This is a genomic window from Parasphingorhabdus sp., assembly GCF_048267785.1.
GTDB lineage: Bacteria > Pseudomonadota > Alphaproteobacteria > Sphingomonadales > Sphingomonadaceae > Parasphingorhabdus.
The window spans coordinates 1-23,559 of the sequence record NZ_JBLWWU010000026.1; the positions used below are offsets into that span (position 1 = coordinate 1).

The 23,559-nt window shown below is 56.3% G+C and carries 29 protein-coding genes; 10 read left to right on the plus strand and 19 right to left on the minus strand.

Annotated features, from left to right (window positions below; genetic code table 11):
• Positions 1–136: lactate/malate family dehydrogenase (locus ACN0VD_RS15915; RefSeq protein ID WP_417596080.1), on the minus strand; the 136-nt coding region annotated here is incomplete at its 3' end.
• Positions 137–448: 312 nt separating this feature from the next.
• On the opposite strand from ACN0VD_RS15915, the gene ACN0VD_RS15920 reads away from it, so the two are divergent.
• Positions 449–1,570, plus strand: a complete 1,122-nt coding sequence (locus tag ACN0VD_RS15920) for a hypothetical protein (protein ID WP_417596033.1) — start codon at positions 449–451, stop codon at positions 1,568–1,570.
• Positions 1,567–2,607, plus strand: a complete 1,041-nt coding sequence (locus ACN0VD_RS15925) for a phosphotransferase (protein ID WP_417596035.1) — start codon at positions 1,567–1,569, stop codon at positions 2,605–2,607. Before ACN0VD_RS15920 ends, ACN0VD_RS15925 begins: the two co-directional genes overlap by 4 nt.
• Here ACN0VD_RS15925 and zapE read toward each other — a convergent pair.
• From zapE to ACN0VD_RS15955, 6 genes are all read right to left on the minus strand, one after another.
• The gene (zapE, locus tag ACN0VD_RS15930) at positions 2,604–3,719 is read right to left on the minus strand and encodes a cell division protein ZapE (RefSeq protein WP_417596037.1); all 1,116 of its coding nucleotides are present in this window, start codon (positions 3,717–3,719) and stop codon (positions 2,604–2,606) included. The genes ACN0VD_RS15925 and zapE overlap by 4 nt on opposite strands.
• Positions 3,716–4,210 (minus strand): PaaI family thioesterase, encoded by a 495-nt coding sequence (locus ACN0VD_RS15935; RefSeq protein ID WP_417596039.1) that lies wholly within the window; start codon positions 4,208–4,210, stop codon positions 3,716–3,718. Before ACN0VD_RS15935 ends, zapE begins: the two co-directional genes overlap by 4 nt.
• A 21-nt stretch (positions 4,211–4,231) precedes the next feature.
• Positions 4,232–5,014 carry a succinate dehydrogenase iron-sulfur subunit gene (locus tag ACN0VD_RS15940; RefSeq protein WP_417596041.1) on the minus strand — a complete coding sequence of 261 codons (783 nt, stop codon included), beginning with the start codon at positions 5,012–5,014 and terminating at the stop codon, positions 4,232–4,234.
• 104 nt (positions 5,015–5,118) lie between these two features.
• Positions 5,119–6,129 carry an alpha/beta hydrolase gene (locus tag ACN0VD_RS15945; RefSeq protein ID WP_417596043.1) on the minus strand — a complete coding sequence of 337 codons (1,011 nt, stop codon included), beginning with the start codon at positions 6,127–6,129 and terminating at the stop codon, positions 5,119–5,121.
• A gap of 17 nt (positions 6,130–6,146) precedes the next feature.
• Positions 6,147–7,157: a phosphoribosylglycinamide synthetase gene (locus ACN0VD_RS15950; RefSeq protein WP_417596045.1), complete on the minus strand. Its 1,011-nt coding sequence runs from the start codon at positions 7,155–7,157 to the stop codon at positions 6,147–6,149.
• Positions 7,158–7,215: 58 nt separating this feature from the next.
• Positions 7,216–8,019: an NTP transferase domain-containing protein gene (locus ACN0VD_RS15955; protein ID WP_417596046.1), complete on the minus strand. Its 804-nt coding sequence runs from the start codon at positions 8,017–8,019 to the stop codon at positions 7,216–7,218.
• A gap of 107 nt (positions 8,020–8,126) precedes the next feature.
• On the opposite strand from ACN0VD_RS15955, the gene ACN0VD_RS15960 reads away from it, so the two are divergent.
• Positions 8,127–9,494, plus strand: a complete 1,368-nt coding sequence (locus ACN0VD_RS15960) for a lipopolysaccharide biosynthesis protein (protein ID WP_417596048.1) — start codon at positions 8,127–8,129, stop codon at positions 9,492–9,494.
• 58 nt (positions 9,495–9,552) lie between these two features.
• On the opposite strand, the gene rpsI is transcribed toward ACN0VD_RS15960, so the two are convergent.
• The 3 genes from rpsI to ACN0VD_RS15975 form a co-directional block, all read right to left on the minus strand.
• Positions 9,553–10,092, minus strand: coding sequence for a 30S ribosomal protein S9 (rpsI, locus tag ACN0VD_RS15965; protein ID WP_417596050.1), 540 nt, complete (start codon positions 10,090–10,092; stop codon positions 9,553–9,555).
• Positions 10,092–10,571: a 50S ribosomal protein L13 gene (rplM, locus tag ACN0VD_RS15970; protein WP_417596052.1), complete on the minus strand. Its 480-nt coding sequence runs from the start codon at positions 10,569–10,571 to the stop codon at positions 10,092–10,094. The genes rpsI and rplM overlap by 1 nt, the downstream gene beginning before the upstream one ends.
• Positions 10,572–10,690: 119 nt before the next feature.
• Positions 10,691–11,770: a COX15/CtaA family protein gene (locus ACN0VD_RS15975; RefSeq protein WP_417596054.1), complete on the minus strand. Its 1,080-nt coding sequence runs from the start codon at positions 11,768–11,770 to the stop codon at positions 10,691–10,693.
• A 151-nt stretch (positions 11,771–11,921) separates the two neighbouring features.
• Here ACN0VD_RS15975 and ACN0VD_RS15980 point away from each other — a divergent pair, with 151 nt between their 5' ends.
• The 5 genes from ACN0VD_RS15980 to dapD all read left to right on the plus strand — a co-directional run bounded on the left by ACN0VD_RS15980 (position 11,922) and on the right by dapD (position 16,426).
• Positions 11,922–12,329, plus strand: a complete 408-nt coding sequence (locus tag ACN0VD_RS15980) for a MerC domain-containing protein (RefSeq protein WP_417596056.1) — start codon at positions 11,922–11,924, stop codon at positions 12,327–12,329.
• Positions 12,330–12,375: 46 nt separating this feature from the next.
• Positions 12,376–12,834 carry a Fur family transcriptional regulator gene (locus ACN0VD_RS15985; protein WP_417596058.1) on the plus strand — a complete coding sequence of 153 codons (459 nt, stop codon included), beginning with the start codon at positions 12,376–12,378 and terminating at the stop codon, positions 12,832–12,834.
• 96 nt (positions 12,835–12,930) lie between these two features.
• Positions 12,931–14,859, plus strand: a complete 1,929-nt coding sequence (gene dxs, locus ACN0VD_RS15990) for a 1-deoxy-D-xylulose-5-phosphate synthase (RefSeq protein ID WP_417596060.1) — start codon at positions 12,931–12,933, stop codon at positions 14,857–14,859.
• Positions 14,860–14,909: 50 nt separating this feature from the next.
• Complete coding sequence (locus ACN0VD_RS15995; protein WP_417596062.1) at positions 14,910–15,593, plus strand: pyrimidine 5'-nucleotidase; 684 nt, start codon at positions 14,910–14,912, stop codon at positions 15,591–15,593.
• Positions 15,590–16,426 (plus strand): 2,3,4,5-tetrahydropyridine-2,6-dicarboxylate N-succinyltransferase, encoded by an 837-nt coding sequence (gene dapD / locus ACN0VD_RS16000; RefSeq protein ID WP_417596064.1) that lies wholly within the window; start codon positions 15,590–15,592, stop codon positions 16,424–16,426. Before ACN0VD_RS15995 ends, dapD begins: the two co-directional genes overlap by 4 nt.
• Before the next feature lie 57 nt (positions 16,427–16,483).
• Here the strand turns inward: dapD and ruvB are convergent, their stop codons facing one another.
• Entirely contained in the window at positions 16,484–17,515 is a 1,032-nt protein-coding gene (gene ruvB, locus ACN0VD_RS16005; RefSeq protein WP_417596082.1) for a Holliday junction branch migration DNA helicase RuvB, read from the minus strand.
• A 61-nt stretch (positions 17,516–17,576) separates the two neighbouring features.
• On the opposite strand from ruvB, the gene ACN0VD_RS16010 reads away from it, so the two are divergent.
• Complete coding sequence (locus ACN0VD_RS16010) at positions 17,577–17,891, plus strand: GIY-YIG nuclease family protein (RefSeq protein WP_417596066.1); 315 nt, start codon at positions 17,577–17,579, stop codon at positions 17,889–17,891.
• A gap of 143 nt (positions 17,892–18,034) precedes the next feature.
• Here ACN0VD_RS16010 and ruvA read toward each other — a convergent pair whose 3' ends face one another.
• The 6 genes from ruvA to ACN0VD_RS16040 all read right to left on the minus strand — a co-directional run bounded on the left by ruvA (position 18,035) and on the right by ACN0VD_RS16040 (position 21,292).
• Complete coding sequence (gene ruvA / locus ACN0VD_RS16015; RefSeq protein WP_417596068.1) at positions 18,035–18,640, minus strand: Holliday junction branch migration protein RuvA; 606 nt, start codon at positions 18,638–18,640, stop codon at positions 18,035–18,037.
• 249 nt (positions 18,641–18,889) lie between these two features.
• Positions 18,890–19,360: a crossover junction endodeoxyribonuclease RuvC gene (ruvC, locus tag ACN0VD_RS16020; protein WP_100092996.1), complete on the minus strand. Its 471-nt coding sequence runs from the start codon at positions 19,358–19,360 to the stop codon at positions 18,890–18,892.
• A 199-nt stretch (positions 19,361–19,559) separates the two neighbouring features.
• The gene (locus ACN0VD_RS16025; RefSeq protein WP_417596070.1) at positions 19,560–20,309 is read right to left on the minus strand and encodes a YebC/PmpR family DNA-binding transcriptional regulator; all 750 of its coding nucleotides are present in this window, start codon (positions 20,307–20,309) and stop codon (positions 19,560–19,562) included.
• 23 nt (positions 20,310–20,332) lie between these two features.
• A complete protein-coding gene (locus tag ACN0VD_RS16030) occupies positions 20,333–20,653 on the minus strand; it encodes a heavy metal-binding domain-containing protein (protein WP_417596072.1) in 321 nt (106 codons plus the stop codon).
• A gap of 42 nt (positions 20,654–20,695) precedes the next feature.
• Positions 20,696–20,938 (minus strand): DUF2312 domain-containing protein, encoded by a 243-nt coding sequence (locus ACN0VD_RS16035; RefSeq protein WP_100093000.1) that lies wholly within the window; start codon positions 20,936–20,938, stop codon positions 20,696–20,698.
• A gap of 45 nt (positions 20,939–20,983) precedes the next feature.
• On the minus strand, positions 20,984–21,292 hold the full coding sequence (locus ACN0VD_RS16040; RefSeq protein ID WP_417596074.1) for a DUF1244 domain-containing protein: 309 nt from the start codon (positions 21,290–21,292) through the stop codon (positions 20,984–20,986).
• 86 nt (positions 21,293–21,378) lie between these two features.
• On the opposite strand from ACN0VD_RS16040, the gene pyk reads away from it, so the two are divergent.
• Positions 21,379–22,830 (plus strand): pyruvate kinase, encoded by a 1,452-nt coding sequence (pyk, locus tag ACN0VD_RS16045; protein WP_417596076.1) that lies wholly within the window; start codon positions 21,379–21,381, stop codon positions 22,828–22,830.
• On the opposite strand, the gene ACN0VD_RS16050 is transcribed toward pyk, so the two are convergent.
• Positions 22,827–23,453, minus strand: a complete 627-nt coding sequence (locus tag ACN0VD_RS16050; protein WP_417596078.1) for an HAD family hydrolase — start codon at positions 23,451–23,453, stop codon at positions 22,827–22,829. The genes pyk and ACN0VD_RS16050 overlap by 4 nt on opposite strands.
• 10 nt (positions 23,454–23,463) lie before the next feature.
• Positions 23,464–23,559 (minus strand): 50S ribosomal protein L36 (gene rpmJ, locus ACN0VD_RS16055; protein ID WP_417596084.1); only part of this gene is annotated, 96 nt, incomplete at its 5' end.

Sequence of the window (23,559 nt, forward strand, 5' to 3'; positions counted from 1 at the left end):
CGAGCGCCTTGCCCGCTGGCATGCCCTCGGCAATATCAAACAGGACGACATCGCCCATTTCCTTGGAAGCTGCGAGGTGGGCGAGCGTGCCGCCGATCATGCCTGCGCCGATCAGCGCAATCTTGTTACGGGCCATATTGGAAAATTCTCCTGATAGAATAGAGTCGAAAAAGGATATTAACGACCGGATTAGGCCGCAATTAAGACAAATTCAACCGCATATAGCATCATTTTACCCTCTATCTTTGCAATTGGTTCGCAGTAGCATTAGTGCCAACTTGATTCCTGTAAAAATGCTGCCACCCCTGCGCAGACAAGGGCCTGATCCCGTCGTGAGAGGCGCTCCACAGATTGGTTTGGATACCAGCCCTCACCGATGTGACGATGAACCGAAAACATGCTTCCAAATCTTCCAATCTTTTGCGTTGTAAAGTGAAATTGAAATGGCATGGTACAAAGAAAAGAGGATGCCAATATGCTGACAGAAGGCGACGAATATCCGCTGCACCAGACGCCGGAACCGATGGCGCTATCGGGCGGAAACCGCAATTTCTACGATCGCTATTTCTTCAACGGCTATAGCGCCGACGGCAGCATCTTCTTCGCCGCAGCCCTCGGCATCTACCCGCAGCTCGATATCATGGACGCCGCCTTCTGTGTCTCGATTGACGGCAAACAGCATAATCTGCGCGCCTCGAAGAGAATGTCCAGCGAGCGGCTCGACCTCACCGTCGGCCCGATCACCGTCACGATCATCGAACCGCTTCAGCAGCTTGGCCTGACCGTCACCGGCAACGACAGCGCGATCAGCGCCGACATCCGCTTCAACGCCCGCCACCAGCCGATCGAGGAACCCCGCTTCATCCGCCGCGACGGTCCGCGCCTGCTGATGGACTATACCAGAATGACGCAAAACGGCGACTGGTCGGGCACGATCACCGTAGATGGTCAGGATATCGATATCGGCAATTGCCGCGGTACCCGCGACCGCAGCTGGGGCATCCGGCAAGTCGGCGCACCGGAATCGCAGCCACCGCCAGCCGGGGCTTTCCCGCAATTCTGGTGGCTCTGGACTCCGCTCAATTTCGATGACCATGCCTGCTTCTTCCACAGCAACGACGACGGCGACGGCCTGCCGTGGAACCGGCGCGGCGTGGTCGACGCCATCTCCGGTAGCGCAACCGAGTTCGAACCGAAGACTATCGATCTCAGCTATCATGGCGGCTCCCGCCGGATCAAACAGGTCCGGCTCGAAACCGGCAACGGATCGCTCTCGATCACGCCCCGCACCGGCGATGCCGCCCGGTCATTCTATATGTCCGGCCTCGGCTATCTCCATCCGGTCTGGGGCCACGGCATGGATCATGGCGATCTCGAAGTCGCCCACGATGTCATTACCCTCGACCCCGCTCCAGCCATCGATATGATCACCATCCACATCCAGGCGCTCAGCGATACGGTGTTGACCATCAATGGCCGGGAACATCACGGCATCGGCGTGGTCGAACAATTGTTCATCGGGCCGCACTCCGCCAGCGGCCTGACCGGCCTCATGGACCCTGCAGCATGAGTCGTCGCTTCCCCGTCCGTCCCGACGAATTCGAGATCGCGTTTATCGAGCAGGTCTTTGATGCAGCTCCGGGATCCCTCAAATCCCTGACCCACGAACCGGTCGGCACTGGGCAGGTCTGCGACAGCTACCGCTTCACCTGCGACTGGTCCGGGGGCGATCATCCGGCGACCTTCATCGCCAAATGCCCGAGCGCCGATCCGAACAGCCGGGCTGCAGCGGCATTTTTCCATCTCTATGATATGGAGGTCGGCTGGTACCGGGATGTTGCGGATCATTGCACGGCGCTCTGCCCCGGATCCTATCACGCCGATATCGCCGAAAACGAGCAGGAATTTGTGCTCCTGCTCGAGGACATGGCACCCGCATCGCAGGGCGATCAACTGGCGGGCGCTTCGTTGAACCAGGTCCGGACTGCACTGGCGGAAGCCGCCGCTCTGCATAGTTTCCAACCGCAATCCGGTTTCGATAATCTGCCATGGCTTCATCACGGCGATAGCAACAGCCAGTTTCTCGAGAACAGCCTGTCCGCCGGCTATCCCGTCTTTCGCGAGCGTTTCTCGTCCCTGCTCTCACCGGACATATTGGATCTCGGCCAACAGCTGGTGGATCGGATCAGCGCCTATATAGCATTCCAGCCGGAACAGCCCGCGATCACCCACGGTGATATGCGGCTCGACAATATATTGTTCCACGATGATGGCGACATCGCGGCTCTGGTTGACTGGCAGACCTGCTCGCTGGGCAACCCCGCGCATGATGTCGCCTATCTGGTCGGCACAAGCTTCGCCGATCCGGCGGCTCGGCGGGAACATGAAGAGCGGCTTGTTCGCGACTATCTGGGCCGCCGGACAAACGCGCCGGACTTCGATGCCTTCTGGATCGAGTACCGCCGCTATGCCTTTTCCGGATTCATCATGGCCATCAACGCTTCGCTCCATGTCGAACGAACCGAACGTGGAGACCGGATGTTCGCGGCGATGGCCGAGCGACCGGCCCATATGGCGATGGAACTGGACAGTCTGAGTCTGCTCTAGACTGCGGCTCCGTGACCCAGGGCAAGATAGTCATCCGACTGCATCTCGAGCAACCGCGATGCGGTGCGTTCAAATTCGAAGGAACCGTCACCCGCAGGATATAGAGCATCGGGCTCGGCATCCGCACTGGCCAGCAGCTTGACCCGATATTCGTAGAGCGCGTCGATCAGCGTTACGAAGCGGGCGGCTTCGTTACGATTCTCTTGGGAAAGCACCGGTATGCCAACGATAATAACGCTATGATAATGGCGCGCTATCGCCAGATAATCTTGCGCACCGCGCGCTTCCGCGCACAGCCGTTTGAACGAGAATACCCCGACACCCTTTAGCGATTTCGGAACGGTCAGCATCCGCCCGCCCTGCACCTCTATCTCTGCCGACGGGACATGGGCACGATCCTCCGGCGGATAGTCGGTCAGGCGGAAAAAGGCTTCGCTCAGCGCCTTTGTTGCCGCCTCGCCATTGGGGACATGCCAGAGATCGACGTCCCCCAGCCGCTCGCGCCGATAGTCAGTCGGCCCGTTGAGCGAAAGCACGTCGAGCCTCGTTTTGAGCAGTTCGATAAAGGGCAGAAAATGCTCGCGGTTGAGACCGTCCTTGTACAGATCCTGCGGCGGGCGATTGGACGTGGTGACAATCGTCACTCCCGCCTCGACCAGCCCGGTAAAAAGCCGCGACATGATCATCGCGTCGGCGCTGTTGTTGACCACCATCTCGTCAAAGGCGAGAAAGCGCGCTTCGCCGGCCAGCGCCTTGGCCACCGGAATTACCGGATCGCCCTGCTCCTTCTTGCGTTCGACATTGAGCCGAGCATGGACATCCAGCATGAACTCGTGGAAATGAGCCCGTTTCTTTCGGTTTATGGCGAGACTATTGTAGAATAGGTCCATCAGCATCGACTTGCCGCGTCCGACACCGCCCCACATGTAAATACCCTTGGGCGCTTGCGGTTTCTTGCCGAATGTACGCCACAAGATACTGCCCCGAGGCGGAACCGCTTCCAATTCCTTCTGCAATTCGGCCAGACGCTTGGCACAGTGATCCTGGTCCGGATCGGGTTTTAGTTCGCCTTGCGCAATGAGAGCCTGGTAACTCTGATAAAATTTGCTCATTGCAAATCTGTCTTCTTACCGGGTGCCTTTTTGACGATTGCGGTAAAGGAGGCCATATTATCCTGGCCATTCTCTCCCTGCACAACCAGACCGCGCATGAATAGAAAGCGGCCGGTTTCACGGGTAATTTCCACTTGCGATTCGAGCGGTTCGGTCATCCGGGCGCCACCAAGAAATTGCGTCTGCAATTCGAGCGTTACCGCGAAGCCGGATGGCCCGAGGTCCAACACCCGCATTGCCGCAAACAGCGAGCAATCGATAAAGCCCATCATCGTCCCGCCATGGACGACATCGCCGAGATTGCGGTGCCGTATTTCAGGAAACATGCGAACGCGCGCGATATCTTCGCCCAGTCCATCCCCACCTCGCCGGACAATCATCGGTCCAAGAAAGCTGTTATAGCAATCAGGATCAGTCAGCACCCATGTGTTCCAGCCCGGATAGGCAGGGTCGGGGTCGCTGATAATAAAATGACGCTCGGCTTCAATCATGAATGGATGCCTGCGTTCAGATCAGATTTCGCGCGATGCAGTCATCTTCTTGATCTCGGCAATTGCCTTGGCCGGGGACAGCCCCTTGGGACAGGCATTGGCACAGTTCATGATCGTGTGGCAGCGATAAAGCCGGAACGGATCTTCCAGTTCGTCGAGCCGCTCACCGGTCATTTCATCGCGGCTGTCGGCGAGCCAGCGATAGGCTTGCAAGAGGATCGCGGGGCCGAGGAACTTGTCGCTGTTCCACCAGTAACTGGGGCAGCTGGTCTGGCAGCAAGCGCAGAGGATGCACTCGTAAAGCCCGTCCAACTTGCTGCGGTCTTCCGGTGATTGCAGCCGCTCCTTGCCCGATGGTGTCGGCGTAACCGTTTTCAGCCACGGCTGAATCGATGCATATTGAGCGTAGAAATGGGTAAAATCAGGAACCAGATCCTTGATCACTTCCATGTGCGGGAGCGGGGTGATGGTGACCTTGCTGCCGCAATCCTCGATCGCGGTGGTGCAGGCCAGACCATTTTTACCATTGATATTCATCGCGCATGACCCGCAAATGCCTTCGCGGCAAGAGCGGCGAAAGGTCAGGGTAGCATCCTGCTCCGACTTCATCTTGATCAACGCATCGAGCACCATCGGTCCGCATTGCTCGAGATCAATTTCGAACGTATCATAGCGCGGGTTCTCACCCTTGTCCGGATCGTAGCGATAGACTTTGAACGATCGCTTCTTCCCATCGGTCAGCGCCTGATGCAATTCGCCCGTTTTCCGGACCTTGCTGTTCTTGGGGAGCGTAAAAGTAGCCATGTCTATCGGATTCCCTTGTTCTGTGGACCGGCATAACCAAGAAGTGCTGCTATCTCAACCATTTTGCACTGCAAAAACCGCATCTGGACTATCAAAACATCTAATCATTTATGCCGTTCAAAAAAGGCAACCATGTCGTCCAGCACAGGTGCCTTGCTGCGAAACGGCTTGGCCAGCGCCATCATGATCTCGAGATGGTCGACATCGGGATATTCGACATATTCGGCATCACCGCCCGCTTCGAGGATTTTGTCGCGCAATGTTCTGCTGTTGCGCGGCCTGACCTGCCTGTCATTGGTGCCGCTGGAAAGCCACAGCGGTGGAGCATCGGAACGGACGAAATTGATCGGCTGAGTCATCTCAGGCGTATGATAATCACCGAAGCTCTGCTTCGTTGTTTCAGAATCAAACGGATAGAAATCATAGGGGCCGGCAAGCGCCGCCACGCCCCGGATCAGGTCCGGCGACTTGCCCTCGCGTCCCAGCCATTGGCGGTCGAGCGCCAGCATCATCGCGTTATAGGCACCAGCGGACTGACCAGAGAGGAATATCCGTCCCCCATCACCGCCGTGCTCGCCGATATGATCATGCACCCAGGCAAGCGCCTTGGCGCTGTCTTCAAGAAAGCCGGGAAACCGGGTTTGAGGAAACAGCCTATAGTCCGGAAGAACCACCATATAACCGCGATTGGCCAGCGCGCGACCGGTGAAGGCATAGTGATCCTTGGCCCCGTCACGCCATCCGCCGCCGTAGATAAAAACGATAACGGGAAGTGGCCCGGTCGCAGCGCTTTTCGGAGCCCATATATTGAGTCCGAGACCTAGTGCCTCGTCGTAAACTTTGTTCTCCACCAACAGCTTGGCATCACTGTCGCCGGGCATGGCATTGTTGACCATATTCAGCTGCTTTGCCCCGGGTTGCGAAAAAAACCAAAATGCGAAGCCGCCGCACGCCAGCAACAATACACCGATGATGACAAACCATTTCATGAAACGTTTCTTAGCCAGCCCCTCATGCGCTGGCAATGACGCTCCGACGCCGGTTCCGACCGTTTCCGTCAGGAAGGCCTGCACCGCGCATGAACTGGCACCTTGTTCGCCATCTCGGCGATCCAATTTATGATTCCAGATCGTCAGGCAATCAGACCGTTGCGTTTCAGCCCTTCCGCGATAATCGTCTCTAGCAATTGTGCATGGCTAAAGCCTGCTGCTGCAGCCGATTTTGCAACCACCTTTTCAGACCATAAGTTGCAATTCAGATTGATTTCGATAAAGTTGATCTCACCGGTTTTCCGGTCGAGACGAAATTCGATCCGGCCATAGTCAAATGGCTCAAATTCGCGGGCAATTTTCGCTGCCATTTCCTGAACTTTGGGAGCGAATTCAGGCTCGTCAAAGCGCTTCAATGTCGCTTTCTCGGTGTTGGGCACGAGGTCGCGCTTTTCGTAATAGGTCCACAGCTTCTGCGTATCCTCACGCTCGTAAATCAGCATCGGCAGCGCTTTGGGACCATTGGAACTGATAAAGGCAGCCTGCACGTCATAGCCATCAAGATAAGGCTCAACGATGGCATCATGCCCCTGACCATGTATGCCCGCCACAGCATTGACAACACCGTTCCAGTCAAAAGCATCAGAGATCGCCCAACTTGCGGAACTGGCGTTGGGCTTGATTACCCAGCGTTCGGCTTTCGGACAATCGGACTCGTTAACCGGTGCGCCGCGTCGATAACAGAACCAAGGTGCGGTCGGCACACCGGCATGGGCAGCAACCAGCTTGGAAACCGATTTGTCATCACCCAGTCCGCGAATGAAAGGCATTGCGCCGACATAGGCAATCTTGTGCATGTTGCACAAAAGCGGAATCATCATCTCGCTATTCACAAAGCCGCCACGATTGAGTAGCGGAAATACAAAATCCACCCCGGGATGTTCGAACAGAACATCATAAGAGTCTGCAAATGTCAGGTTGATACCAAGACTCTCGAGAGTCGTTCTCACTTCATGGTGATAGATTGCATGATTGCCATCTTCGGGATGCATACCACCACCCCAAAGGGCATGTTTTGCCATGAACAGAAATTTCAAGCGCTCTTTGGCTTCATCGGGTATGGTAAGAGGGCTTATTGCGGAGGGTTTTGACATCCTGCAGACTTTCTTGGTTAAGCTCTGACAATATATGGTTGGAGTTTGACCGGATGAATCAGATTTTGAGATCGTGAACCCGGTTCTCCAACACCGCTTCAACAATCCGGTAAGTCCGCTCATTGTCGACGTCAATAGCCTGCGTGCCATCACTTAGCGGTACGCGGCGCATATCAATGCCAAAACGCTTGGACATACGCCGAAACGCAGCATCAATACTAACCCAGCCAAACCGCATGAGCAGGATGTTCCACAAACCGAAAGCGTTCACAAGACGCCGGGGGTGATTCATGAACTGGCCCCCTTCGCGAAAGATTTCCACCGCGTTCAATGCGTCCGTACTGGCTATCCCGTAAAGATTGCAATTGGCATAGCCATGGTCCCGAAACTCGTAGAAGAACCGCTGCGCAAGCGGGTGGACACTGCGTATATCATCCTTGTTAGCAAGCGCGGCCACCGCATCCGCGCCATCACCGATCGCCCGCACGACTTTGTTTATGCTGTCGTGCTTGATCAGCACATTATCGGCGGTCGTAACGACGAACGGGGCGGTCCCGTTTTCACAGCCCAATAAAACGCTTGCCGCTATATTACTGTCTGAAGCTATGAAGTGGATTGGCAGATCTTTTCGGGTAAAGGACTCTGCGACCGGTCGTACAGCACGTTCTCCATCGGGTTCGATCAGAATATGGATCGATCTGCAATCTGGATGTGACGAAACCGATGCCAAAGTCCGGCCGATCAGTGTTTCACCGGCAACCGGAACAAGGCATTTATGGCTGACACCATGGGCTGCTGCCAGCGGATTGACTGTGCCGACACGCTGGGCAGCAAGCAATATCACATCAAATTGATCACTCATCGTTCATTTATGGAGAGCAGATCTGGTTTTTCAAGATATCCCGGTAACAGAGAGATAGATAAAGTTGGATTTTCCGATAAAGAGAAGGTCAACCGCCGGATCATATATTGGAAAAGTTGAAACCTGTGTCGCGAAATTTGCTCTCCAGATGGTCCAGCAGCGAAGATTCACTGGTGCGCGTGTTTCGTAACAGCAGCTGGCTCTTTTCCGCCAAAGGCTTGGGCGCGATTCTGAGCATTTTCTATCTCGCTATATTGACCCGGACTCTGGGCGTTGCAGGCTTTGGCGAATTCATGGTCATTGTCGGAGCAGTGCAGGTTCTGTCCGCAATATTGAAGCTTCAGACGTGGCAGGCAGTCGTGCAATTTGGAGTTCCCTTTCTACTGGCCAACCAGAAAAAGGCCTTTCGAAAATTATCGGCGCAAAACTTCTGGATCGAATTCATCGGCGGCCTGGCCGCCTGCGGCGTTCTGTGGCTGATGCTTCCCTATGGTGCATCCCAATTCGGCTGGACCGATTCAGCCGTCCGGGCGATCATGGGCTATGGCGTGATTGTTTTTCTGTCAGTGCGTTCGACACCGATCGGGATATTGCGCGCGCAGGACCGCTACGGTGGTAATGCTTTTGGCGATGCCATCATCCCCATCGTCCGTTTTATCGGAGCGTTAATCCTGTTTCTCACCCTACCTTCGATGACCGGATTTTTGATTGTATGGGGGCTTTCCGAATTCATCAGCTTTGTCGTGATGTGGCTGATGGTATGGCGTCGACACGAAACGACGCATCCAGTGCGCGACTCATCGGCGATCGAAATAGCACCTCCAGACCGGAGAGAATTTCTGGCATTTCTGCTGTTCACCAATCTTGCTTATCTGGTGAGTGTTATCCGCGAACGGCTGGTCGTTGTTATTGTCGGCTTCTTCGTCGGCCCAGCGGCAGCGGGCCTGTTTCGCCTAGCGGATCAGATCGCCAACAGTCTCAACCGGCTGGCCGAAGTTTTTGCCCGGCCTCTGTTTGCGGAGCTCTCAAGGCTGTTTGCCATCGGTCAATCGCGAGAATTGCGGGCTTTGTTCTGGCGATCTTTGCGGGTTTCAGCGATTAGCGGAGGCATACTCTTCGTCGCCCTGTTGCTGTTCGGCAAAAATATCATCGATATTGTCTCGGGCCCTGAATATCTTGCTGCTTTCCCGATATTGTTGCTGCTTGGTGCCGCGACGATCATCAGTCTGGCCGGACTAGGCCTGGAACCGATGCTTCAGGCCGCCGGTCGTGCGCGCAATGCGCTTGTCGCGCGAATAGCCGGTCTTGTAGCACTGGGATTGCTCTTGGCTATTTTCCTGCCAGACTATGGGACAATAGGGGCCGCCTGGGTGATGCTGGTCTCCGCGATATTGACGGCTGTCATCTTGTTCGTTTCGAGCCGCGCAGCTATCATTCAGCCGCAACATCATGCTCCGAAATCCCGTATGCCATAACTGGGAACAAAAAAAGGCGACCCGAAGGCCGCCTTTTTGAATTTCGATCGGGTTTTGCTTAACGCTTGGAGAACTGGAAGCTCTTACGCGCTTTGGCCTTACCGTATTTCTTACGTTCAACCTTACGGCTGTCACGGGTGAGAAAGCCTTCGGCCTTCACTGCCGACCGCAATGCCGGCTCATATTTGGTCAGGGCCTGCGAAATGCCGTGCTTGACCGCACCAGCCTGTCCGGAAAGCCCGCCGCCTTTAACCGTAACGTCAACATCATATTGACCTTCACGTTCGGTGATCGCGAAAACCTGGTTGAGCACCAGACGCAGGGTCGGACGCGCAAAATAGGTTTCCTGATCGCGACCGTTGATCGTGATCTTGCCCTTGCCAGGCTTCAACCATACGCGGGCAACCGCGTCTTTCCGGCGACCGGTTGCATAAGCACGCCCAAATTTATCCAGCTCCTGCTCGCGCAATGGCATGGTTGAAACTGGTGGTTCGGCGGCTACGGTTTCAGCTTCTGCTTCAGCAGCAGCCGGTGCATCGACCACAGCCGGGCCAGCGATATCTTTAAGATCAGCGAGATCGGTTTTTACGTCAGACATTATGCGCCCACCTTGTTCTTACGGTTCATCGAAGCGACGTCGAGCGCCACTGGGTTCTGGCCGGCATATGGATGCTCGGTGCCAGCGAAAACATGCAGAGCACGCATCTGGGCGAAACCAAGCGGGCCCTTGGGGATCATCCGTTCGACGGCTTTTTCCATTACTCGCTCGGGGAAACGACCTTCGAGGACCTTCTCGGCGGTTGTGCCGCTGATACCACCAGGATGACCAGAGTGCTTGTAATAGGTCTTCTGCTTGGTCTTGTTGCCAGTGAACTTCACCTTCTCGGCATTGATCACGATGACATGGTCACCACAATCAACGTGAGGGGTATAGCTCGGCTTGTGCTTGCCGCGCAGAATATTGGCGATAATCGAGGCTGTCCGGCCAACGACCAGACCTTCGGCATCAATGATATGCCATTTCTTTTCGACTTCAGCAGGCTTGGCCGACTGGGTCTGTTTGGTGATACCCTTCATGGGGTGGCTCCTTCTGGGAGAATGATTTGAATTAAAAATAACAAAAGCCGGACGCGATGATCCGGCCGACTGCGGCGCTATTGGCGATGTTATTCCGGCAAGTCAAGCAAAAGCGGGGCTTAGCCAGCGGGTATAATAGTACCGTAGGCAGTATTTGGCCTACCGATCACATGCACACCCCATATCGTCGCCGCGACCACAAGGGCCCCCACCGCCTGGTGCGATACCGCCAGATGAAGATCAATTCCGGTCATCACAGTCGCTATTCCAAGCAATATCTGGCTGCCGAAGGCAGTATGGATCGCGATTGATGCTCTGCGGTCAATTGGCCGGACCTTTCGTGCGAGAATGACAAGGAAGCCAACAACCACCCAGGCCCACCAACGATGTATGAAATGAATCAGATAGGGGTCATTGTTAAGGGCGCTCCATACGCCAGTACTCCAGTCAATCCCGCCAGGAATGAAATAACCATTCATCAACGGCCACGTACTCGACACATAGCCAGCATTCAGACCCGCCGTATAGGCGCCGAACAGTAGCTGGATAAGAAGCACCACCAAAACTGTCGTGCCCAGACTGGTCATGCGAGCAGGCTTTTCCCTACCCGTTGCCGCTTGCCGAAGGTCAAGCGCGGTCCAGACAAGACCGGCAAGAATGATGAGCGCAGTCAAAAGGTGCACCGCTAGCCGAAAATGACTGACATCGGTCCGTTCACTCAGCCCAGAACTTACCATCCACCAACCAATTGTTCCTTGCAGCCCGCCTAGCGCCAGCAGCGCCAGCAACCGCAAACCATAGCCCGACGGAATCGCCCGTTTCACCGCGAACCAAAGCAATGGCAGCGCAAAAGCCAAACCGATAATCCGGCCGAGCAGGCGGTGGACCCATTCCCAGAAATAGATGAACTTGAAATCCGACAGCGTCATGCCTGCCGGCCCGTTGATTTCCCTATACTCGGGGATCTGCTGATATTTAGCGAATTCCGACAACCAGTCTGCCTCACTCAGCGGCGGCAGCGCTCCGGTCACGGGCTTCCACTCGGTTATCGAAAGCCCCGACTCGGTCAGCCGGGTAATCCCGCCCACCACGACCATGATGAACACCAGCACCGCCACGCCCAAGAGCCAGTTGGCGATGGCGATGGGCCGGCTTTTGGCCGTGCTACACATGTTATTTGGCAAGGATTGTTCGGTCATTCACGGTTACTTGGTATCAAATTCATGGCCTGACAACCAGAAACGTAATCACCGGCCGAAGAAAACCGGAATTCAAAAAAATGATATGTTGTATCTTAACGCGCTTTTTCCTATATCCCTCCTATACACACAATAAGTGAGACAGTGAGTCGTGCTAACGGCAGTAAAATTGTGGCGCAAAGATGGTCTTTTGATCAAGGACGGCCTGTGGGATCGCATCGCCGTGCTGATTTCGGGCCTGTGTGTCGTACATTGCGTGTCGACTATTGCCTTTGTCGCGATCCTTTCCTCAGCTGGCGGCATGCTGCTTGATCCCCTGATCCACGAAGTTGGTTTGGGGATAGCTATTGCCCTTGGCATGTTCAGTCTGGGACGTGGCGTTCTGGATCATGGCTATATCATGCCCGTCGCTATCGGCAGTCTGGGGCTGGGAATGATGATAGGCGCGATTACGATCGGCCATGACGGCGGACATGGCAGCGACGAAGTCTTTTATACGATGATAGGCGTCGGTTTGCTCGCATTGGCACATGATCTGAACTATCGCGCCACCCATTAATCTGCGCCCCATTGCCCTTGCGGTGAAACATCCCTAAATTATCCTTATGGGAAAACATCATCATCATGAGCATCAAGGCGAATCGCTCGCCGATGCAGCGCGCGCCAATCTTGAGAAATCTGGCGAAAAATGGACGGATACAAGAGCGGCCATCTTTGAAGCTTTGGCGGGATTCTCCCGTCCGGCATCTGCCTATGATATTGCCGAACTGGTTTCTGCTGCGCGCGGCAAGCGCGTCGCACCGAACAGCGTTTACCGGATACTTGACCTTTTTGTAGCCAACAATCTCGCCATGCGGGTCGAAAGCGCCAATGCCTATCTCGCCAACACCCACCCTGGCTGCGCGCATGATTGCATCTTCCTGGTCTGCGACACCTGCGGAGAAGCGACTCATATTGATGATGACCCTTTGACCCAGCAAGTGCGCACGGTCGCAAAAAGTCAGGGTTTTAGCTCCATTCGCCCGGTAATCGAGGTTCGCGGCATTTGCCAGAAATGCAGCTAATTGATTCCGGGTGTCAGCAAAGGTTCACAGACGGGCTGCTGAAAGTTCGACAGAGCATTATGATGCCGTTAAAGCTGGGGCAAACAGGGAGTGAATATGCCAGTTTCGAATACACCATTGCTGGATGATGTCTCCTTTCCGGCAGATTTGCGGAAATTGAAGCCCAGTCAGCTCCGCCAGTTTGCCGACGAACTGCGTGCCGAGGTAATCGACACAGTATCGACAACAGGCGGCCATCTGGGCGCTGGCCTGGGTGTCGTCGAGCTGACGACAGCGATCCATTATGTCTTCAACACACCTGAGGACCGGCTGATTTGGGATGTCGGCCATCAATGCTATCCGCACAAGATCATCACCGGGCGCCGCGACCGGATCAGAACCCTGCGTCAAGGCGGCGGACTATCCGGCTTCACCAAAAGGTCGGAAAGCGAATATGATCCGTTTGGCGCCGCGCACAGCTCCACATCGATCAGCGCGGCGCTCGGCTTTGCGATCGCCAACAAGCTGAATGACAAACCTGGTCGCGGCATCGCTGTTATCGGCGACGGCGCAATGAGCGCTGGCATGGCCTACGAAGCGATGAACAATGCCGAGGCCGCCGGAAACCGGTTGGTCGTTATCCTAAACGACAATGACATGTCCATTGCACCGCCAGTGGGCGGGCTTTCGGCCTATCTTGCCCGAATCGTATCCTCGCGCGAATTTCTGGGCGTCCGCCAACTGGCACGGCGCATCGCCAGCAAGCTGCCAAAAGGGCTATATGACGCAGCGCGCAAGACCGACGAATATGCCCGCGGTATGACCATGGGTGGGACCCTGTTCGAGGAACTGGGCTTCTATTATGTCGGCCCGATCGACGGCCATAATTTGGAACATCTGATTCCCGTGCTCGAAAATGTGCGCGACGCAGCGGAAGGCCCCTGCCTGATCCACGTCGTCACGGAAAAGGGCAAAGGCTATAAATTCGCCGAGGAAGCCGACGACAAATATCATGGCGTCGCCCAGTTCGATGTAGTCTCAGGCAAACAGAACAAAGGACCCGGTGGCGGACCACCCGCCTATCAAAATGTATTCGGCGAAACGCTCGCCAAGCTGGCCGACAGCGATCCCAAAATCTGCGCAATCACCGCAGCCATGCCTTCGGGTACCGGCGTCGACAAATTTGCCAAGGCCCATCCGGACAAGGCCTTTGATGTCGGCATTGCCGAACAGCATGGCGTAACCTTTGCCGCCGGTCTGGCTGCCCAAGGCATGCGGCCCTTTTGCGCGATCTATTCAACCTTCCTGCAACGCGCTTATGATCAGGTCGTCCATGACGTGGCGATCCAGAATCTGCCGGTGCGCTTTGCGATCGACCGGGCCGGCCTGGTCGGTGCCGATGGCAGCACCCACGCCGGATCCTTCGACGTCACCTATCTGGCGACATTGCCCAATATGGTCGTGATGGCCGCAGCCGACGAGGCCGAGCTCGCGCATATGACCTATACTGCGTCCTTGCACGACAGCGGTCCGATCGCCTTTCGCTACCCGCGCGGTAATGGCACCGGCGTTCCGATTCCGGAAAAGCTCGAACGGCTTGAAATTGGCAAAGGCCGGATCGTCAAGCAAGGGACAAAGGTCGCGATCCTCTCGCTCGGCGCCCGGCTGGAAGAAGCCAAGAAGGCAGCAGAACGGCTGGAGGCCAGAGGCCTCAGCACCACCATCGCTGATCTCCGCTTTGCCAAACCGCTCGACGAAGAATTGATCCGCAAATTGCTGACCACCCATGAAGTCGCAGTTACGGTCGAGGAAGCCTCGGTCGGTGGCCTCGGCGCGCATGTCCTGACCTATGCGTCTGACAACGGCCTCACCGATGCCGGCCTGAAAATCCGGACGATGCGCCTGCCAGATATATTCCAGGATCAGGACAAACCGGATTTGCAATATAAGGAAGCGGGCCTGGATGCAGACGGTATTGTCGAGACGGTCCTGAAAGCCCTGCGGCACAATAGCGCAAGCGTCGAAAATACCGGAACAGGAGTCTAGACTATATTGTCGCTTGTGATTGGCGAATACGGTCTTTAGGCGATTGCCACATGCTACCGAAACTTTCCCATATCGATCACTGGATATTTGATCTGGATAACGTGCTCTATCCGGCCGAATGTGACCTGTTCGCACTGATCGACGTGAAGATGGGGGAATATATCGCGCGGGCGCTGGATTGTGATCTGATCGAAGCGCGAAAGGTGCAGAAGACGTTCTTTCACAACCATGGGACCACATTGGCCGGATTGATGCATCATCATGGCACCGATCCCGCCGATTTTTTGGATTTCGTCCATGATATCGAAATGGACCGCCTCCTGCCCGCGCCCCTCGTCCGCGCGGCGATTGACGCACTCCCCGGCGAAAAATTGATCTTCACCAATGCCGACCGTCCCTATGCACAACGGGTGTTGGCAAAACGCGGGCTCGACGGTCTGTTTGACCAGATACACGACATATTGGATACGGGCCTCATCCCCAAACCACAGACAGCCGCTTACGACAGCCTGATCGCCACCACCGGCATCGACCCGACCCGCTCCCTGTTCGTCGAGGATATGGCGCGCAATTTGCGCCCGGCGAAGGAATTGGGCATGACAACCGTGTGGATCAACACCGGTGCGGAATGGGCTGGCCGGGAACATGATCCCGCCTATATTGATCACGAAATCACCGATCTGGAAAGCTGGGTCACCAGCCTCCAAAGCATAGAGGAAGAACCATCGACATGACCGCAGCTTTACAGACCGTAATCGACGCCGCCTGGGACAAACGGGAATCATTAGGCCTCACATCACAAGGACCGGAGCGCGATGCTGTCAATCTTGCGCTCTCCATGCTCGACAACGGTACTGCGCGGGTCGCCGAGAAAAAAGACGGCGAGTGGGTAGTCAACCAGTGGCTCAAGAAAGCGGTGTTGCTCTCCTTCCGGCTCAACGACAACGTCCTGATCGAAGGCCCCGGTGGCGCCAATCACTGGGACAAGGTGCCAAGCAAATTTGCCGGCTGGGGCGAGAACCGGTTTCGCGAGGCGGGTTTCCGCTCGGTTCCCGGCTCGATCGTCCGTCAGGGCGCATTTATCGGCAAAGGCGTCGTGCTGATGCCAAGCTTTGTCAACATCGGCGCGTTCGTCGATGAAGGCACGATGGTCGATGGCTGGGCGACCGTTGGCAGCTGCGCGCAAATCGGCAAGAATGTCCATATTTCAGGCGGTGCCGGCATTGGCGGTGTGCTCGAACCTTTACAAGCCGGTCCGGTGATCATCGAGGATGGCGCGTTCATCGGTGCCCGCGCCGAAGTCGCCGAAGGCGTTCGCGTCGGCGAAGGTGCTGTGCTCTCCATGGGTGTCTATCTCGGCGCTTCGACCAAGATCGTCGACCGGGTCACCGGCAAGATCTGGATCGGCGAAGTGCCGCCGTATTCGGTCGTGGTTCCCGGCACATTGCCGCCGAAAGTCAATGTCGACGGCGTACCCGGTCCGAGCCTCTACTGCGCGGTGATCGTCAAGACGGTCGACGCACAGACCCGTTCCAAAACCGGTATCAACGAATTATTGCGCGACTGATAGAGACGCGATTAAAATGAATGGACATTTTCCTCTCCCCTTGAGGGAGAGGAAAACTCAATCAAACAGCTCACCGCCCGTTTCTTTGCCCGCAGGCGGGCTCAATCCAAGATGCTGCCACCCGCGATCATTGAGCGTCCGGCCTCGTGCTGTCCGCGCGATCAGGCCAAGCTGGATGAGATAGGGCTCGATCACTTCTTCCACCGTGTCACGCGGTTCCGACAGGCCCGCGGCGAGCGTTTCCACGCCAACCGGGCCGCCTTTGTAGACATCCGCAATCATATAGAGATAGCGCCGGTCCATCGCGTCGAGCCCGATGCTGTCGACCTCAAGGCGGACCAGCGATTCGTCGGCGATCTTCCGATCGACAAGTCTCGTGCCCGCGACATTGGCAAAATCACGGACCCGCCGGAGCAGGCGCCCGGCGATCCGCGGTGTGCCCCGTGCGCGGCGCGCCACTTCGGTGGCACCATCGGGCGCAATATCGAGATCGAGAAGCCGCGCAGCGCGATGGACGACTTTTTCCAGTTCCTCGGTCGTATAGAAATTGAGCCGTACCGGTATGCCGAAACGGTCGCGCAGCGGCGTGGTCAGCAGACCCTGGCGGGTCGTCGCGCCGATCAGGGTGAATTGCGGCAGGTCGATCCGTACCGAGCGCGCCGAGGGGCCTTCGCCGATGATCAGATCGAGCGCGCGGTCTTCCATCGCCGGATAGAGCACTTCCTCGACCACCGGATTGAGCCGGTGAATCTCGTCGATAAACAGGACATCGCCTTCTTCGAGATTGGTCAGCAGCGCCGCGAGATCGCCGGACTTGGCGATGACAGGCCCCGAGGTGGCGCGAAACCCGACTCCGAGTTCCCGCGCAATGATCTGCGCCAGCGTGGTCTTGCCGAGACCCGGAGGCCCAAAGAACAAGACATGATCCAGCGCCTCGCTACGCCCCTTGGCCGCCTCGATAAACACGCGCAAATTACCGCGCGCCGCTTCCTGCCCGATAAATTCGTCGAGCGTTTTCGGACGCAGGGCAGCGTCGATGTCTTCCGGCTGGCGCTGCGGCGAAAGATGCGGATTATCAGTAACGGCCAATACCCCTGAACTCGTCACCCTGAACTCGTTTCAGGGTCCATCGCGATCCTATACTCAGACTATGCGCGAAGCCAAGCAACCTTGCGTCTACATACTCGCCAGCCAGCCTTACGGCGCGCTTTACGTCGGCGTAACGTCGAACCTGATCCAGCGTCTGTACCAGCATCGCAACAAACTGACGCCCGGATATACCTCTAAATATGCCGTGTATCACCTTGTCCGATTTGAGATATTCGACGACATGAGCAACGCGATCACGCGAGAGAAACAACTGAAAAACTGGCATCGTCCATGGAAGATCAATCTGATTGAGTCGGAAAACCCGCAATGGGTTGATCTGGCAATTAATCTGGGCATGCCCCCGATAAGAGATTGATTTCACACAACCACCGTCATGCTGAACTCGTATCAGCATCCATCGTGCCTCAATCACAGCCTGCGAGCGCGGAGAAGTGGACCCTGAAACGAGTTCAGGGTGACGGAAACAATGCTCATGGGACTGCCGGTGCAAGCCGTCCATCACCGCGCCGCCTTCTTCAACGCCAGGCGCACTAGCGCATCCAGTGTCGCGCCATCGCCGACCTCGGCATCCGCCGCAGCGACCGCGGCACTGGCATCCGCCGGTTTAAAGCCCAAATTCTGCAGCGCGCTGACCGCATCGGCGCTGTTGTTCGAGGGCGCGTGCACCGTGCCGCCTGCTCCAATAATCGGATCGGTCGCAATCCCGCCGACCTTGTCTTTCAATTCATTGACAATCCGCAGCGCCAGTTTCGGACCAACCCCGTTTGCCCGCGAAACCATGGCCTTGTCCCCGGTTGCCACGGCGCGGGAAATTTCTCCCGGCTCCAGCGCCGACAGGATCGCAAGCGCGACCTTGCCACCGACGCCCTGTACGGAGATCAGTAAGCGAAACCAGTCGCGCTCCGAGCCGCTGGCAAAGCCCATCAGGCGCATGTCGGTCTCGCTAACCTGCATTTCGGTATAGATGGTCGCGCCATCGCCCTTGCCACCGATCGCGCCGATGGTCCGCGACGAGCAGAAAACCAGATAGCCGACGCCGTTCACGTCGAGCACGATATTGTCCGTGCCGATTTCGTCGATGGTGCCGGTCAGTTTTGCGATCATGAACGTGTTTTAGCGCCGCAGGCGAATCTGTCGAGTTTTTGTTTTGTTCTTTTCTCTCTCGGGCACCAGCAGACGGCAAAAAATGACCCCGCACGAAGACAGGAAGGCACCAAGCGGAAGGTGCCCATGATCTATTTTTGTGACTTTGTGTCTTCGTGTGAGAATCCGTTCGTGCTGAGCTTGTCGAAGTACGGATTCGCGCGCTCCATGGTCCTTCGACAGGCTCAGGACGAACGGTGTTTTGACCGTCTACCGCTTCCGGTGATGCGCGTGGGTGATCGCCACCGCCAGCGCATCGGCGGCATCCGCGCCGGCCAGCTTCACGCCCGGCAACAGGATCTTGATCATCGCCTGCACCTGATCCTTGTCCGCCTTGCCGACTCCGACCACCGATTTCTTTACCGTCTTCGCCGAATATTCGCCGACTTCGATTCCCGTCCGCGAAGCGCCGAGCAGCACGACGCCCCGCGCCTGTCCCAGCTTCAATGTGCTCTGCGGATTGCTGTTGACGAACACTTCCTCCACCGCTGCTGCATCAGGCTTATATTCGAGCAGCAGATCGGTCAGCTCGAGGTCAAGCTTCAGCAAACGGCTGGCCATCGCCATTTTACTGTCGGTCTTGATCTGGCCATTGGCGATATGGGACAGGCGATTACCGTCCGCCACAATCACCCCCCAACCGGTGGTTCCAAGACCCGGATCGAGACCCAGAATGATCATTCTGGGCCGACAGTCTGCCGAAATGGCAGCCAAAAACCACGATCATGTAGAGTGTCTGTGACCCGGCTGCCAGAGACAAACAGACGCTGACAGCCTGGCGCCGCATGATCGGAATCAGCCGGAAAAATGGAAGATATGGAAGCATGTTCCGAAAAATCGGACCGGCATGCAATTACCCTGTTTTCCGCGCCAGAGCGCATCACCCGGCGTTCAGTTTTTCCATGATTTCTTCGGACACGTCATAATTGCCCCAGACGGTCTGAACATCGTCATCCTCTTCCAGCGTGTCGATCAGGTTGAGCAAGGTCTCGGCCTGTTCCTGATTAACCTCGACCTGTACCGAAGGCCGCCAGGCGAGTTTCACGCTTTCTGCTTCGCCGAGCGTTTTTTCCAGTGCGGTGGAGACCTCGTGCAGATCTTCCATCGCGGTCCAGATTTCATGGCCGTCCTCATCGGAGGAAATATCTTCCGCGCCCGCTTCCATCGCGGCTTCGAGGACCTTTTCCTCATCGCCCACGCTGGCCGGATATTGAATATAGCCGACCCGGTCAAAACCGTGCGAAACCGAACCGCTTTCGCCCAGATTGCCACCATTTCGTGACATAATCGTGCGAACATTGGTAAAAGTGCGGTTGTTATTGTCGGTCAATGTTTCGATGATCAGAGAGACACCGCCGGGGCCAAAACCTTCATAGCGGATTTCGCTATAATCTTCGCCTTCATTCGCCGACGCCTTGTCGATCGCGCGCTGGATATTGTCCTTCGGCATCGACACCGCCTTGGCGCTGTTGACCGCGAGACGCAGACGGGGATTAAAATCCGGATCCGGCATGCCCGATTTGGCAGCCACGGTTATCTCGCGCGAGAGCTTGGAAAACTGCGCCGCACGCTTCTTGTCCTGGGCACCCTTGCGATGCTTGATATTGTTAAATTTACTATGGCCTGCCATTTTACCTCAAATTCCCGATTTGCTCATGCTACGCTTACCGCAGTTCCCGATGCCGATACCATCAGCATCGATCCTTTGTCGCCGACGACCTCATAATCAAGATCGACGCCGACGACAGCATTCGCACCGACCTTCGCCGCTTCTGCTTCCATTTCCTGCAATGCCTCATCGCGAGCGCGTTTCAAAACATTTTCATATTTGCCCGAACGGCCGCCGACAATATCGGTGATGCTGGCAAACAGGTCACGGAACAAATTGGCCCCGACGATTACCTCACCGATGACGATTCCGTGATAATCGCGGATCGCATGTCCTTCGATACTCGGTGTCGTGGTGACAATCATCGCTGCTCTCCCGTCTCTAGACTCCGGCTATTAGCCTATTGATCAGGCCAAACCAAGCGCCGACTTATAGGTGTCAAGTATCGCTTCCATTTCCTGCCGGTCATGGGTTTCCATCTTCCGCAGACGGACAATCTGGCGCATGATCTTGGCATCATAGCCTTGTGATTTGGCTTCGGAATAAACATCGCGGATATCATCCGCCATGCCCTTTTTCTCTTCTTCCAGCCGCTCGATACGTTCAATAAACAGACGCAACTGGTCTGCGGCGACATTGCCTTCGCTCATTCTTCCATTCCTTTGAAAATCTATGTTCGGATTCGAAGGGTGTCTTTAAGACGCGCCGGCGTTTTTGGCCATGCTTTCCTTCATCTTTTTGAGCCGCTCCGGGGTGGCTTCGGTCTGGTATTTTTTCTTCCATTCGCTCGCTGGCATGCCATGGATCGCCGCGCGCGCTTCGTCTTTGGTCATACTGCCGCCCGCTTCCACGGTCGCTTCCATCACCCAGTCGGCCAGACAGTTGCGACAGAAACCCGCCAGCCCCATCAAATCGATATTCTCCGCATCGTGGCGATGCTGAAGATGATTGACCAGGCGACGGAAAGCGGCAGCAGCGGCAGCATCAGAAATTTGATCGGTCATGTTTGTTTCCATTGTTTTTTGTTTTTAACCTGTCATGATTTGAGGATAGGCATCAACCTGGTAAAGCGCCACTAAGGAATTTGTGCATGGCATCGCCAATCTTCTCCCGCAGTCGCAAAGTCAAAGTGCTGGCAACGCTCGGGCCATCCAGCGGCAGCCCGACCATGATCGAAAAAATGTATCGTGCCGGTGTAGATGCTTTCCGGATGAACATGAGCCACGGAGAGCACAAGGCCCATGCCGCCAATGTAAAATCGATCCGCGCGCTGGAAAAGAAAATCGGACGCCCGATCACTATATTGGCCGACCTGCAGGGGCCAAAATTGCGTATCGGCACTTTTGCCAAACCTCCGGTGATGCTGAAAGAGGGTGCACGATTTACCCTCGATATGCTCAGGAAGCAGGGCGATGCGACACGCGTCACTTTGCCCCACAAGGAAATATTGAGTACCTTGCAGCCGGGCCATACATTGTTGCTCGATGACGGCAAGATCCGGCTGGAAGTGACCAGGGCGGACGGCAAAAGCGTCGAGACAAAAGTGATTGTCGGGGGTGAAATATCCGACCGCAAGGGCGTCAACGTGCCCGAAGTGGTGCTGCCGGTCAGCTCGCTGACCGACAAGGATCGCAAGGATCTGACCTTCGCACTGGAACAGGATGTCGACTGGATTGCGCTCAGCTTCGTCCAGCGTCCCGAAGATGTCGCAGAGGCCCGTCGGCTGATTGGCGGGAAAGCTGCCCTGCTGGCCAAGATCGAAAAACCCGCCGCGATCGACCGGCTCGACGAGATACTCGAATTGTCCGACGCCGTTATGGTCGCGCGCGGCGACCTCGGCGTGGAATTATTGCCCGAACAGGTGCCGCCCCTGCAAAAGAAAATTGTCGCTGCAGCCCGCGCGCTCGGACGGCCGGTGGTGGTTGCCACCCAGATGCTCGAATCGATGATCAAATCACCGACCCCGACCCGCGCCGAGGTCTCCGACGTTGCTACCGCGATTTATGACGGAGCCGACGCAATCATGTTGTCGGCCGAATCGGCGGTAGGCGACTGGCCGATCGAGGCGGCGACCATGATGGACCGGATCGCCGCCCAGGTGGAAAATGATCCATCCTACGCCGATCGTGTCCATTTCACCGAAACCATTCCCGATGAGACGACTGCGGACGCGTTGGCCGCGGCAAGTTACAATATCGCCCGGACAATCGAGACCTCGGCGATTGTCTGCTATACCGCGTCCGGTTCCACGGCGCGCAGAATGGCCCGCGAACGGCCTTCCGTGCCGCTGATGGTGCTCACGCCCAATCGTCACACCGCCCGGCGGGTGGGCCTGCTATGGGGTGCCTATGCGGTCGTCACCCGGGACGTTTCGGACTTCGAGGAAATGATTGCGAAGGCAAAACGCATGGCCCTGCGTCACAAATTGGGAGAAGCCGGATCGCGATTAATCGTCTGCGCCGGCGTCCCCTTTGGCACGCCCGGATCGACAAACCTGCTCCATATCATTCGCCTAAGCGGAGACGAACTCAAGCGCCGCTAGAGCAGCCGCAAGGCCATCAACTGTTGTTCGAGGGTCATTGCATCCTTGAAATGATGGCCGGCGATTCCGAGCGCCCGACCAGCCTCGATATTGTCCAGCCGGTCGTCAATGAAAAGACATTGGTCGGCGCGGCAAGAAAAGCGTTGCAGCGCCAGTTCGTAGATCGCTGCATCCGGCTTGATCATTTTTTCTTCGCCGGAAATGACAATATCGGAAAATAGCGCGAATATTGGCGCCGATGGCCGGAATTGCGCCCAGGATTCAGCGCCGAAATTGCTGATCGCAAATAAAGGGACGCCGCGATTCGCCAAGGCGCGCACAATATCGACCATGCCTTCGACGGGACCGGGAATGGTTTCCGGGAATCGCCGGGAATAGGCGATGATATGATCACGATATTCGGGAAATTCGCGGCTTCGCTCCGCGACCATGTCGGCAAAGGGCCGTCCGGCATCATGCTGGAAATGCCATTCCGGCGTCACGACATGAGCCAGAAACCAGTCCAGCTCTTCGGGATCGTCAATCAGCTTGGCAAACAGGCAGCGCAAATCCCAGCGATACAGGACATTGCCTATATCAAAGATGACGGTGTCAATTTTGGAAATGGCAGAAGTCTCTGCCATAAACAAACAATTAGCCTTGGCGCGCTTTAAACCGGCGATTCGTCTTGTTGATCACATAGGTGCGACCACGGCGACGGATGACGCGGCAGTCCCGGTGACGGTTTTT